At 37.3% G+C, this 12,805-nt stretch carries 12 protein-coding genes; 5 read left to right on the plus strand and 7 right to left on the minus strand.

Translation table 11 applies throughout. From position 1 onward, the window contains the following. Positions 1–184 precede the first annotated feature (184 nt). The 3 genes from ACM03V_RS06395 (at position 185) to ACM03V_RS06405 (ending at position 3,388) form a co-directional block, all read left to right on the plus strand. Complete coding sequence (locus ACM03V_RS06395; protein ID WP_414619924.1) at positions 185–1,306, plus strand: hypothetical protein; 1,122 nt, start codon at positions 185–187, stop codon at positions 1,304–1,306. A gap of 26 nt (positions 1,307–1,332) precedes the next feature. Then, the gene (locus ACM03V_RS06400; RefSeq protein ID WP_414619925.1) at positions 1,333–2,256 is read left to right on the plus strand and encodes a DUF1822 family protein; all 924 of its coding nucleotides are present in this window, start codon (positions 1,333–1,335) and stop codon (positions 2,254–2,256) included. 286 nt (positions 2,257–2,542) lie between these two features. Next, the gene (locus ACM03V_RS06405) at positions 2,543–3,388 is read left to right on the plus strand and encodes a GNAT family N-acetyltransferase (RefSeq protein WP_414619926.1); all 846 of its coding nucleotides are present in this window, start codon (positions 2,543–2,545) and stop codon (positions 3,386–3,388) included. A gap of 2 nt (positions 3,389–3,390) precedes the next feature. Here ACM03V_RS06405 and ACM03V_RS06410 read toward each other — a convergent pair whose 3' ends face one another. From ACM03V_RS06410 to ACM03V_RS06430, 5 genes are all read right to left on the minus strand, one after another. Further along, positions 3,391–4,179 (minus strand): DUF4058 family protein, encoded by a 789-nt coding sequence (locus ACM03V_RS06410; RefSeq protein WP_414619927.1) that lies wholly within the window; start codon positions 4,177–4,179, stop codon positions 3,391–3,393. 104 nt (positions 4,180–4,283) lie between these two features. Continuing rightward, positions 4,284–4,688, minus strand: coding sequence for a hypothetical protein (locus ACM03V_RS06415; protein ID WP_414619928.1), 405 nt, complete (start codon positions 4,686–4,688; stop codon positions 4,284–4,286). Positions 4,689–4,736: 48 nt separating this feature from the next. Continuing rightward, entirely contained in the window at positions 4,737–5,195 is a 459-nt protein-coding gene (locus tag ACM03V_RS06420; protein ID WP_414619929.1) for a YbhB/YbcL family Raf kinase inhibitor-like protein, read from the minus strand. Between the two features lie 427 nt (positions 5,196–5,622). Further along, the gene (locus ACM03V_RS06425; RefSeq protein ID WP_414619930.1) at positions 5,623–6,660 is read right to left on the minus strand and encodes a patatin-like phospholipase family protein; all 1,038 of its coding nucleotides are present in this window, start codon (positions 6,658–6,660) and stop codon (positions 5,623–5,625) included. 274 nt (positions 6,661–6,934) lie between these two features. Beyond that, positions 6,935–8,260, minus strand: a complete 1,326-nt coding sequence (locus tag ACM03V_RS06430; protein ID WP_414619931.1) for a dihydrolipoamide acetyltransferase family protein — start codon at positions 8,258–8,260, stop codon at positions 6,935–6,937. A 368-nt stretch (positions 8,261–8,628) separates the two neighbouring features. Between ACM03V_RS06430 and ACM03V_RS06435 the strand changes: the two genes are divergently transcribed. Then, positions 8,629–9,156, plus strand: a complete 528-nt coding sequence (locus tag ACM03V_RS06435; protein WP_414619932.1) for a hypothetical protein — start codon at positions 8,629–8,631, stop codon at positions 9,154–9,156. A gap of 134 nt (positions 9,157–9,290) precedes the next feature. Here ACM03V_RS06435 and ACM03V_RS06440 read toward each other — a convergent pair whose 3' ends face one another. Then, entirely contained in the window at positions 9,291–9,740 is a 450-nt protein-coding gene (locus ACM03V_RS06440) for a YlqD family protein (protein WP_414619933.1), read from the minus strand. 43 nt (positions 9,741–9,783) lie between these two features. Next, a complete protein-coding gene (locus tag ACM03V_RS06445; protein ID WP_414619983.1) occupies positions 9,784–11,769 on the minus strand; it encodes an AMP-dependent synthetase/ligase in 1,986 nt (661 codons plus the stop codon). A gap of 662 nt (positions 11,770–12,431) precedes the next feature. On the opposite strand from ACM03V_RS06445, the gene ACM03V_RS06450 reads away from it, so the two are divergent. Then, positions 12,432–12,578, plus strand: a complete 147-nt coding sequence (locus ACM03V_RS06450; RefSeq protein WP_414619934.1) for a hypothetical protein — start codon at positions 12,432–12,434, stop codon at positions 12,576–12,578. The last annotated feature ends 227 nt before the right edge of the window (positions 12,579–12,805 follow it).

The following is a 12,805-nucleotide window of genomic DNA, read 5'->3' on the forward strand; positions in this document are numbered from 1 at the left end:
CCTATTTAACTTTAATATGCTTGAACTCAAGGTTAAGCTTGCTTGTCAACCTTTCTACTTCTTAATCAATCCACAACTCAAAGTTTTATACAAAATCTCTAAATATTAATTTTTGTAATAAATTTGTATAATTCTCAGACAATTAGCAAGATTAACAAGTAGAGATTCCTGCCAAAAATGCATCATGAATAAGCAACAGCTTGTAATTCAGATTCAAAAATCCCCACCCCAAAGTGAGGAACATCAAAAAGCTATAGTTACGCTGGTTGACAAAATACTATGTTCATGCGGTTTATTTCCCTCACCACCGAAATCACTTTGCGGTGTCTATCTGGACATTCATCAAGCGTTACAGCGGCAAATATACCAAGATATTGTGCAAAATATTGATGAATACCAGTTAAAAAATATCGCTGTAAAAGTATGGGTAAATGAAGTGCGATCGCGAACTTTAAAAAAAGTCATCAACGAAGCATATTTACAACAGTTAGCATTAGAAATACAAAAATATCAGCCCTTAACAAAAGAATGGCAGTATGCTTTTCAAATTTTAACTAATGCAATTTTACTATCTGACAAGTTATTGCATAAAGCTAATATTTATAACGATGTCTATGAAGAAGCTGAAAACGAACTTTGGCTTTGGCTTTATCGAAACATCAATACATACAATCCTGATAAAGGTAAGTTTATAGCTTGGTTGAATTTTCGCTTTGACATGATATTACGAAATTCTCAAGCCAATAAAAATGACCCTTTAATTCAGAAATTTAACGGTAAAATCATCAGAAGAAAATATCAATTAACTAAATTAATCAAAAGTATTAGTCGAGAAGATTTAATTCTATGGTTGATTTTACGGATGAAAAAAATATTAACCGATGTTTTAAGCTTACAAATATTTTTATTATTAATAGTTTTCTTTTTGCTATCACAATTAATAATTCAAAAACCTTTAGTTGCAGACTCTATTTTATTTGAAATCGCAAAAAAAACTTTACCCAATGCTACAAAGTTAGCTAATATAGATGATGAAATAGAAAATATTCCGCAACCAGAGCTAGAACAACCGCTTTCCGAACAACTTCGAGCATATTTAGAAAACGACCCAAATAACCTTTTACAAAAACATATTAGAGCGCACCCAGAAGCAACATTTCAAGTCATAGCTCTTAAACGTTTGGAAGGAATCAGTTGGAAAGAATTATCGGAAACCTTCAATATTCAGATTCCCGCACTGAGCAACTTTTTCCAGCGTCATTTACAAAAAATTGCACCAGAAATTAAAAGATATATCCAAGAATAAGTTCAATATTAATAGGCAATAAAATCATGATAAATCAAACACAGAAGCCATTAACCTTCACAGTTAATTTAACCCCAAAAGCGCATCAATTAGCCGAACATTTTTGCAACAATCATTCTAACCTGCAAAAGTCAGAACAAGTTTATTTTAATACTCTAGCTATCTATGCTGTGAATCATTACTTACAATGTCTGGGATTTGCAAACGATTGGAAAGCAAGTAATAGCTACGATGTAATCATGCAAAGTTTTCTAGATGTTGCCGATTTAGAAGTAATAGATTACGGTAAATTAGAATGTAGAGTTGTTTTACCAAATGCTGAATTTGTTTATATTCCCCAAGAAGTATGGGTGGGAAGAATTGGTTATATTGCAGTGCAGATTGATGAATCATTACAAGCTGCAACCCTATTAGGATTTACATCAAGAGTAGCAAAAGAGCAATTACCGCTTAACCAATTGCGTACATTAGAAGAATTTCCCCAATACTTGCAGCAAGTTACACCACTAATCAACTTAAACGAATGGTTTGAAGATATTTTACAACAGGGTTGGCAAAATTTAGAATCACTGTTGAATACTGGAACAGTAGGAAATTTAAATCCGAGTTTTAAAGATGCTTCTTACTTACAAACAGAAGAAATTATCAAAGCAGTAAAATGGATTGAACTTGGTAATCAATCTGTATTAATGTTAATAGCGCTGAAATCAGAAGAAGACGAGCAAATAAGTGTCCGCTTAAGGATTTATCCAGATTCAGAACAGAATTGTTTGCCAGAAAATATTAAATTATCTATATTATCTGACTCAGGAGAAATTTTAAAAGAAGTGACTTCTCGAAACATAGATAATTTTATTCAGCTTCCTTCTTTTCGGTGTAGCTCTCAAGAAAGCTTTAAAATTCAACTGTATCTTGATAATATATACTTTACTGAAAGCTTTTTCTTGTAATCAATAAAGATAAAAGATAATTGAAATTGTTGTATACAAAATTGATGAAACTGTTTATCTTTTAGCTTCTGAAGCAAATAAAAAACATTTGTTACAAGTTATTCACAATGTTAAAGAGAAGTCTAACCTGATTGAAGTTGATATTGAAAACCTCGAATAGGTCAAAGTTAGATAAAAAACTTGAATCGTCTTAAGACGACTTTGTTTGTGAGCCTAGGAATTTATTCCAAGGCAGTTCCGCAAGAATGGTGTAAGATATCAGGTTTAATAAAGTTATTGATTTACTATGCATAAAAATAATAGCAGTAAAATCATTACATTCCCTTCTTATCAACAAATTCAAGCCGCAATAGACTGGCTACAAAAATATTGTCACTCAAGCCTAGATTTAGAATACGCTCTCAATCTTGTTATTCAAGGTAAAATTAATCCGCAACAAACTGGAGAATTAATTGCTATTTCCTACAAACCATCTATAACTCAAAAAGTAACTCCAGATAATATTCAAGGAGTAATGATGATAAATTATCGAAACACTCAGGTGTCTTTCGAGAGCTGCAATAAACTTACCACTCAATCATTATTTTCCCTGGTTCAAAAATGTGGTTTTCCCAAAAAAATAATCACTTCAATGGAAGTTAAGCAATGGATTCGTCCGCTTTTCCTCGAATATCTTGAACTGGAACGGGAATACGATCAATTAGTAATGACTTGTACTCAATCGTTACTTGATGGTAAAGGGCGTTGGGCATCATTACAAGATAAACCTATGCTAATGGCTTATGAGAAAGAGTATATTGCCGAACGCGGTAGTGGGAATGCAAATCGCGATTGGAACAGTTTAATAAAAAAGCGTCAGATAGCAGTGTTAGAATATTCCGGACAAATTGTTTCAGTTGTTAGATACAATCCTGTGAATCATTACGCTTTAGTTGCAGCACCATTCACTTTTTCAAAGTTTCGCAGACAGGGATTTGCTCGAAAACTGCTAGCATTTTTAACTAAAGAATTGCTTCAAGAATATACAGAATTGAAACTATGGGTAGATGAAGAGAATATTGGGGCGATCGCACTCTATAATTCTCTAGGTTTCAATCAGGTTGGATGTTGCTATACGGGCTATTTCAAGTAAACTTAATTACGCAAACTTTTCTCTTTCAACAAATTACCAGCCCAAACTTTATCTTCCGAATTTAGCGCTGGTACTGGTTCAATACTATAATCTATTGCTAAATAAAATCTTGCTCGTTCGTAAACCTGCGCTAACAAACTTTGTAAATCTACTAAAGGTTCGTTATCTTCAGATTTGAGGGGAAGTAAAAACTGGGGAATTTCTTGCTGAAGATTAAACCCGAAAACTTCCGCTAAAGGACGACGATTTCCACGAGCAACTAAGATACGATAATCCGTCTTAGGAATTTCGCTAAGAATTGGCATGGGTTGTCCAGCCCGAAGCAAGTCAATTTCGACTAAATGTGTGGGAGTGCTTAATACATCTCGACGCTTTTCTTCATAAGCATCTCGTCCTTTTCCGGTACGTTTATTAGTAGGAGAAAGAACTTCAATAGTTGTTACTACATATCCGGTTGCGACTTCTCGAATTTCTAAATAAGCTTCTTTCTTTTCTTCGGGTACTGGAAGTTTTACAGTGACTGATTCTGCTTGAAAGGGTAAAGTTGCCGTTGCTGTTTTATTCTTAGTAGAAATCTTTTTTTTAGTTGTTACAGCTACATCAGGAATTCCGACTAAAACTGAATCTTCAATATCGCCTAAATATGTCCGCTTTTCGATAGCTACTCGATATTCAATACCAAGTTGTGGTTCAATGGCATCCGCAATGGCTGTAATCAACCGATGATGCACTTCCGACCATAATTCAGGATTTTCTAAATATGGGTTCATTCCCGGAAATGGAGAAGACATAAGTCACACTTTAAATAACTATAATTTCAATTTTAGATTAATTCCAAAAAGATTCCTTCTCCAAATTCGGGGCTTTAATTCTACTCCCTACTCCTTCTTAAACATTAATTTGCTTCTCCAGTACGTTCTGGATTTTCTACCCCAATTAATTTATTCCACAACTGATAACCGATTTCCGATTTAGGAACGTAATAATTATCAGCATCCGCTTCTATCGCACCCATAGCGGTAAATTCTTCTCTTTTTGGGTCGTTTAAATCGATATAAGTTGCAGTTTGTGCCAAGCGACTACCGTGAGGGATAATTACAATCTGCTTTAATTCATCATCTGTAAAATCTTGGAGTTTGTCGTGTAATTCCTTGATATCGTAAGCGTTCAAACCTGCTTTTTCCGGATTTTTACCGTCTAAACCATGATTCAAACCCGCACCTTCATGAGGATTTAGGTCTTTTTTATAGTCCGATGGCATATTATCATCAGGCTGCCCTTTTCTTTGTACTTCAGCCATAATTATTCCTTTTATTCCTTTAATAACAACTTGAAAAACTACTAAAAACTACTTTTGTCTCTTATAACGTCCAATTAATTCCGCTTGAGAAACTATATGTCCTTCCATCGCTGCTTCTACATCTTTCTTACTCGCACCTGCCGCTAAACCTAAAGATATGTCTAAAGCATATAGCTTGAAATAATAACGATGAGTCCCATCAGGGGGACATGGAGCGCCATAACCAAATTGTTCGTAGTCGTTTGTACCGTGAATACCGCTACCATCTAACATTGCATCCGGCGCGATCGCTTGAGGAATATAACGAGTTTTCGGCGGTATATCGTAAAGCACCCAGTGAACAAAAGTTTGACCGGGTGCATCTGGATCGTCAACAATTAACGCCAGACTTTGGGTTTCACGGGGTGGTTCATCCCATTTCAAAGACGGGGAAATCGCTTCACCATCGCAGGTAAATTCAGGTGGAATTAATCCATCAGCAGAAAAGCTATCGCTCTCTAATTTCATAAACTGGAAATGGGAAGGTTAGTTAACTATATATAGATAAAGCGGCGTTACCGTCTCGGTTAGGAACAGTAGCTGCCAAGTCACTAGTAGTGTAGGTTAACGTTGTTTATTGTTAAAATTCGTCACCCAAAAGGAATTTATTCGTAAAAGTATCTCAGTCTAAAGTCATATGTCTTGAGTGTTAGGGAACAGTTAGTAGCTTAACTTCACGGCGCACGAAGAGTTATAGTTTTATGCAAAATGAATCATGGCCCCGTAACCCAACATTTTATATTTCAAGTTATATTTCAAGAATAATTTTTATTTATCTCAAAATAACCATGTTGGGTTACGACACGATTTGATCGATTTTCGTCACAAGCGAAATTTATTATCGTGTCTAACCCAACCTACAAGCTACTACAAGCTACAAGCTATAAACTACAAACTAAGCTAAAAGTTGCTCGCACAATTTATCAATTTCCCTACTTTGCTCTCGAATAATTGTAGATGCAACTTTTTCTAGCAATTCGATATTTTCTTCAGTAGTGTTATCCAAATCATCGTTTGCTTCAGTCAGTTCTTTTTGAAAGCGAAAATACTGTTTGCGATTATTTTGAGCATCAGGCAATAACTGCCTTAATTGATAGTTTGCTACTTCGCTGGCACCATCAAGAAAAATATTGATTAATGGCTGTATCCATTGCAGTTTACCCCAATTAACCGCTTGGTCGTAAGGAAATTTTCTTGTTAGAGAACCCGTACCCAAGGAAGCAACTAAAATATCTTCTAAGGGTATTTGTTCTTGATTATTTTGAGCATAGATAATAGCTTCTACAATGGCTAATGCTGTAGGATTATTCGCGAACATTGCACCATCGACTAAAGCATAATTATTATTCTCATTATTATCGCAACCGCGCATTGCTAGTTTATAAGGTTCAAAAAAAGTTGGAGCCGCAGAAGTTGCCATCGATGCTTCTACCATTTTGTAATCGCTGCAAAGCTTACGAAAACTAGTTCCTGAATGTCTTTGAAATTTCGGATTATTGATGAAAAATACAGGCACCCGCAACTCTATATCGTAGCTAGTTATAAAAACATTAGTTAATGCATCCTTAAGAGCAGCATCTTTAAAGTATTTTTCAGCAACTTTTTGTCTGCCTTCAGAGGGATATTTGGGTCTTAATAAATCATCAACCTCTGTTAAGCTTTCTAAAAATGGCTCGTGAAAGATATTTTTTCCATCTTCTCGGTACATATTGATGATATCTTCCATGCTATACCGAGCAGTATTTGCATTATCAGGATTTGGCATAGTTAAAATCATCGCCAAAAAACCTCCAGTAGAAGTTCCAGCGATTAAATCGAACAATTGCCAAATCCGCTTTTGTGTGCGTTTTTCGATTTCCTTAAGAATTATCGCCGGAATAATACCGCGAATACCACCACCATCAATTGATAATACTTTGTACTTAAAAGTCATTGTTCTCCCCCTCGTTTGCCGTCAATTAACAATTATCAATTAACAATGAAGAATTAACAATGAAGAATTAACCAATTCCCAATGCTTAATAAAAAAACCTGGAGCATTATCACCCCAAGTTTATTCATATTACTATTGCGATATTATTTAAGTAGGTAGGCACTAAAAAACGAAGTATGTAGTAATGCCCTTGAATAGCCCTAAAGCTCTTTTCCCTACTTCCTACTCGTAACTACCCCCTACTCCCTACTCCCTACTCCCTACTCCCTACTCCCTACATTGTCAAAGATTGAGAATTAGTTTCAATTAATTTCGCTAAGTCTTTGAGGAATGCTGCTGCATGGGCACCGTAGATAACTCTATGATCGCAAGTGATGTTAACTTTCATCAGAGTACGTATTCCCATCATACCGTCAGTAGTGGCTACTACTTCCGGACGAGATGCGGCGATCGCCAATATTGAACCTTGATTGGGTGGTAAAATCGCATCAAATGTATCTACACCAAACATACCTAAGTTGGATATGGTGAAGGTGCCGCTGTTGTATTCTTCTGGCTGTAATTGTTTTGCCCTAGCGCGTTCTACTAAGGATTTCCAGTTACGCGATAAGCTGTAAATGTCTTGCTGGTCTGCATTTTGTAGTACGGGTGTAATCAATCCTCCGTCATCCATTGCTACGGCTACAGCTACGTTGATGTTGGCAGGATGTACCATTCCCTGCTCTGTATAATTCACATTCAATAATGGATGTTTCTGTAATGTCATTGCTACCGCTTTGGCTAGCAGCGCTGTCATTGTCACGCCTTTAGATTTGATTTGCTTGTAAAGTTTGTTTAATTCGTCGGTGGCAATCGAATAACCTACATGGTATGTGGGTACGGACAAGCTGTGATTCATAGTCCGCACTACGGCATTTTGTAAGGTATTCAAAGGTACCGTTTGACCTGGAGTTACTGCAACTGGCATAGGTGCAGGTGTCACCGCAGGAGTGACTTTAGGAGCGCTAGGGGCTGGTGCAACTGCTGGCTGAGCCGTTGGAGCCTCTACAGGTGTAGAACTCACAGATGTAGACTTACTCGCAGCTGTTTCCACGTCTTCAGCAATAATACGTCCGTGAGGGCCGCTACCTGTAATACCGCTCAAATCAACTTTAAATTCTTTGGCTAATTTACGAGCGCGGGGGGAAGCAATTTTTCTACCGCTGCCGCGTGCCGAACCATTTTGAGAAGTGTCATTCGTCGAAGTTGCTGTTTTTTGTGGCGCTGTTTGTCCGGGGGCTGTTGCAGCAGCTACTTCGGCTTTCGCGGGTGCCCCACCGCTAGATTTAGCTTGGGCTTTCGCAGTTTCAATTTCGGCTTCGGTTTCCGCAAGAAAAGCGATCGCCGAACCTACAGGAGCGCTATTTCCAGCTTCTACTACGATATGCGCCATGTATCCTTCATAGAAAGATTCCACATCCATATCTGCTTTATCCGATTCAACTACTACCACCGTTTCGCCTTTCTCAACTTTGTCACCAGGGGATTTTTCCCAAGAGACAATTTTACCTTCAGTCATTGTAGAACTCAGCGCGGGCATAAATATTTCGTGAATACTCATAAGAAAAGAAGTTGAATTAATAATTTATGGACTTTAATAGTTTTTTCCAGATTGCATTGTATCGCGAGCGCGGACGCGACGAACTATTTTAGAATTACACTGCTAGAATAATCTGTATTTATGCGTACTAAGGAAAGTATTAGATTTTAGATTTTGGGTCTTGGATTTTGGATTTTAGATTACTCCCTACTCGCTACCCCCTCTCCTATTCCCTATTCCCCATTCCCCATTCCCCATTCCCTACTTAATCTTTTTTAAAAAAATTTTTCGGAAATTCTACTTAAAGCATGAAGTAAGGAGTCATGTCTCGATTTAAAATTCATTGTAGATAAATAAAAACAAACCCTTTAAAATTTTCTTAAAATCTTATGTCGGTAAAGTTAAAATTTTTACTGGTATTTACACTGAGTGTCTTTGCCACCGCTGTTGTCGCTGGAGTTTACAAAATTAAACAATGGCATTCTAATAGGTCGTATACCGCCGAAAAGCAACAGCAAATTCAAGCAAAGCAAATCTCAAGTCAAGAGCTTGCAACAACATCATTCAGGAGTAAGTATAAATCAATACCATTAACCAGATTCAGGACGGTACTTAGAGGGAGTGACCCAGCTGCGCTGGCAATAAATGCTTTTGATACAACTCAATCTAAGGAATCGAAATCGAACCGTAAAGTGGAGGTAACTTATCCTCAACCCAATCATGCAATGGTAACAATAACTCAAACCAACTTTACTTCACAATCGCCAAAGCCGATTAAATATCGAGTTGAACTTACAAGCTTTGGACGTTCGTTGTTTGTAACTTCGCCTCCTTTATGGCAAATTGTATGGGCTGGTTCTTACGAGCAATGTTTGAAAGATGGAACAACAGCTATTACAAGGACCAGCTGTCGTTGAATATAGGGAATGGGGAATAGAGCTATTAAGCATAAAGAAACCCGGTTTCTTGCTCGTCGCATAATCAAAAAATCATGCTTTCACTATCAAGGAAACCGGGAATAGAGACATTGGTATAAGATGTCAGATTTGACTTAAATGTCGCCGCGAATTTCTTCGATAACGCCATCTCGCAGAACAATTTCGACCTGCATTTTACTTATCAGGTTATCGCCTTGTTCTGCTCGGAAGAAACCTTCCAACTGAAATTGATTAACTTCTTGATCCAACTCAAGCATTTGTACCTGTTGAAGGTTTTGCAAGCTTTGGTTTTTTTGTTCTAGCATCTCGCTTTTTTTCTCGTTTACCTGACCTTGGATGTTCTCAATTTGCTGTAAAGTTTGAGGCCCTGGCGGTTGCAAACCTTGCTTTTGAATCTCGGTAATTGCACGCTGCCCTTGGACATCAATTTGCTGTAGCTGCTGATCGGTTTGATTGATTTGCCCTTGTAGTTGCTGCGTTACTTCCTCTTTCCATAAAGAGGTGACGATCGCTTTAACGTTAATAACGCGCTTTAGCAGCAATTGAGGATTGGAGATGTCCATAGAAATATCTTTTTTTTCCTTTTGAATTCAATAAACAAGTGAACTAGTTAGCGGCAAACATTTGCTCGATCGTATCGTGATAGTGTTCCATCACAATGTGTCTTCTGATTTTGAGAGTTCGTGTCATCATGCCATTTTCCATAGAAAACGGTTCTAGAATCAGTTGAAATGGTCCGATACGGTCATCCGATCGATATCCCGGACGATTTCGTACTTCACGAGTCAACTCTTGCCGAAACAAATCCTGGATCATTTTACTCTCAAGATGGATTTTTTGGCTGGTAGATGGCGTAACATTGTCTTCTTTAACACATAATTCCAAATTTTGCGCTTCTGCCCATTTTTCTAATGCTTCTAAATTCGGGACAATGAAAGCACCGAGGCTTTTTTTGTCTTGTCCCACAAGCATTATCTGGTCGATAAATTGGGACCTTAAACAAGCGTCTTCGATGGGAAGCGGTTCAATGTTTTCCCCGTTGGTTAATACGATAGTGTCTTTTGCTCGTCCGGTTAAAACTATATCCTGACGGGGAGTTAACCAACCCAAATCGCCGCTATCAAACCAACCTTCGGCATCAATAGCTTTTTGTGTGGCTTCCGGGTTTTTATAATAGCCTTGCATGATTTGCGGCCCTTTGAGCAATACTAAACCCTTTTCCCCAGTTGGTAATTCTTTACGAGTTTCCAAATCGACAATTTTTGCTTGGGTACCTGGTATCCCCAATCCCGAAGAGCCGCGTAAATTACTCCAATGACGACGCGCATGAGTAACCGGGGAAGTTTCGGTTAACCCGTAACCAACCAAGATATCTATACCAATAATCTCGTAGAAATCATCTATATGCTTTGCTAATGCACCACCACCGCAAATAAACTGTTTGATTCTTCCCCCTGTGGCTTCCCTCACTTTGCCATAAACTATTTTTCCAGCTAAAGCGTGTAGTGGTGAAAGGGCTTTTTCTTGAATGCTGGCCGCGATTCGTTCTCCCATTGAGGGATTAAGATTTTCCAAACTTAAATTTTGGCTAATTCGTCGCGCTTTAATATATTTTCCGCTAATACCCAAAAATCGATTAATCAAGTTTTGCTTAGAAGCTGGCTGTTCCCGAAACTGCTTTTGTACTCCTTCGTAAACTGATTCCAAAATACGCGGTACTGCCACCATGTAATGAGGTTTGTACTGTTTCAAATCATTTTTTATCGAGCGCAAATTTGTATAAACTTGGGTACACCCTTGACTCAGCAGCAAATACTCACCAGTGCGTTCTAATACGTGCCAGGTAGGGAGAATACTTAAAACAACGTCTCCTGGTTCCGGTTGAACTATTGCGCGTAAACTTGTTATTTGATGCAGCAAATTTGCATGAGAAAGCATTACTCCTTTAGGCTTTCCCGAAGTACCGGAAGTATAAAGTAAAGTGGCTAAAGTATCGCGCTTTTGCTTAACGGGTTCTAAATTATGTTTTGCACCAATTTCCATTAACTGCTTGAAATTCAACACCTTAATAACTTCTTCACTTGGTGCTGTTTCGTCAGTTAACAAAATTACTAATTGAATTGGTAAATCATCTAAATGAGGACGCAATTTCTCAAAAGTTGTTAAATCTTGCGCCACTAACACCGTACTATCGCTATTAGCCAAGATATACGCCAATTCTTCTACATCTGCTTGGGAACTGCGTACCGCATTCACAGCCCCAGCAGTCATCATACCTTGATCGGCAATAAACCAGCGAGGGCTATTATCAGCAATCAGCGAAATACGTCCTTCTGGCTTGACTCCCAATGCCTGTAAACCAGCAGCAAACTGTTGAATTTGATTAAACAGTTCTCTATAAGTAAATATTTCCTGTTTAGGCTTTGCATGGGGATTGTGCAGCGCTGTAGTATCGCCGAAGTGACTTGCTGCGATCGCCCAAATTTCCGGTAGCGATTCTACTTTTGAGTAATCCACCGTACTTTTTAAATTTGCACGGTCTTTTTCGGTAAGCTTAGAAAATTGATTATTTGTACTATCGGTTTTAGACATCATATGCACGCTTTATAGTCAATAATTTATATCTGAAAGTATATCCGTTCATTTAGTGAAAATAGACAACTATCATAGATACAACTACTTCTATCTAAAGCCAGATTCAATTTCCAGATAAATGTAAAATTATATCTAGAAAAATTGAGTTATATAAACGTATATCAATGACATCTATGTATTAATGCATCAAATTTTGAGAAAAATATACTTTGACTAGCCTTGCAAATACATAGATTTTGGCTCTGGGTATTTTAGATAAAAAATTAGATCAAAAATAAGTTATTTTAGCTTTCGCAGAGAATAATCAATAATCTCAATTCTAAAATCTAATGGCTGTAGGGCATATAATTGATCGAGCTTTCAGCTTATGCGCTAACCGCTTTTAGCTTTTAGCCGTCTCTGGGTTTAATACGCCCCGCCGTCAATTGGCGTGCAAGCCGTCTTGTTGGGGTTTAAATCCCCATCTAATTGCCAGCTAACAGCTAACAGCAGTGGAGCTAATAGCTTTTAAAAGTGTTGAAATAAGTGTTGGATCACATATAAACATTAAAGTCAAATATATAAATCCGAAGATATTTAAAAGCCTGTACCGATCTAATTATTTAGATTTTGTTTAACAATAGAATATATACATTTTTTCGTAAAATGGAGAGTTCAAGATGAGTTTAGCAGATGGTTTTTTATTAACTGTCGTCAGTACTGTTATCTGCATTGTGTCTCCTAAAATCATATCTTCAGTTTTTGCGGCTAAAAGCAAATCAAACAATCTTTCTAAAGCAACTATTCCTTTAAAACAGGCAGAGTAAAATTACCCCAGGAAAGCTTTATACCTACCCCATTAATGGAGGTACCATAGCACTTTAAAATCATGCATAACCATTAAGAAACCCCGGTTTGTTTAAAAAGCCGGGTTTTTCAATACCACAAATTCTCACTCATGATTCATACCTTGGGTAAATCCAAAACAAAAGCATCCGTTGTTAAAATCTAAAAGATTATTTTAAAATTTAAAACTTAAAATAGATTGACCTTT

It is taken from the genome of Calothrix sp. CCY 0018, assembly GCF_963920925.1.
Classification (GTDB): Bacteria; Cyanobacteriota; Cyanobacteriia; order Cyanobacteriales; family Nostocaceae; genus Rivularia.

Bases quoted from the DNA above. Each gene is read 5' to 3' on its own strand.
- ACM03V_RS06395 (WP_414619924.1), top strand. From the start codon at position 185: ATGAATAAGCAACAGCTTGTAATTCAGATTCAAAAATCCCCACCCCAA.
- ACM03V_RS06400 (WP_414619925.1), top strand. From the start codon at position 1,333: ATGATAAATCAAACACAGAAGCCATTAACCTTCACAGTTAATTTAACC.
- ACM03V_RS06405 (WP_414619926.1), top strand. From the start codon at position 2,543: ATGCATAAAAATAATAGCAGTAAAATCATTACATTCCCTTCTTATCAA.
- ACM03V_RS06410 (WP_414619927.1), bottom strand. From the start codon at position 4,179: ATGTCTTCTCCATTTCCGGGAATGAACCCATATTTAGAAAATCCTGAA.
- ACM03V_RS06415 (WP_414619928.1), bottom strand. From the start codon at position 4,688: ATGGCTGAAGTACAAAGAAAAGGGCAGCCTGATGATAATATGCCATCG.
- ACM03V_RS06420 (WP_414619929.1), bottom strand. From the start codon at position 5,195: ATGAAATTAGAGAGCGATAGCTTTTCTGCTGATGGATTAATTCCACCT.
- ACM03V_RS06425 (WP_414619930.1), bottom strand. From the start codon at position 6,660: ATGACTTTTAAGTACAAAGTATTATCAATTGATGGTGGTGGTATTCGC.
- ACM03V_RS06430 (WP_414619931.1), bottom strand. From the start codon at position 8,260: ATGAGTATTCACGAAATATTTATGCCCGCGCTGAGTTCTACAATGACT.
- ACM03V_RS06435 (WP_414619932.1), top strand. From the start codon at position 8,629: ATGTCGGTAAAGTTAAAATTTTTACTGGTATTTACACTGAGTGTCTTT.
- ACM03V_RS06440 (WP_414619933.1), bottom strand. From the start codon at position 9,740: ATGGACATCTCCAATCCTCAATTGCTGCTAAAGCGCGTTATTAACGTT.
- ACM03V_RS06445 (WP_414619983.1), bottom strand. From the start codon at position 11,769: ATGTCTAAAACCGATAGTACAAATAATCAATTTTCTAAGCTTACCGAA.
- ACM03V_RS06450 (WP_414619934.1), top strand. From the start codon at position 12,432: ATGAGTTTAGCAGATGGTTTTTTATTAACTGTCGTCAGTACTGTTATC.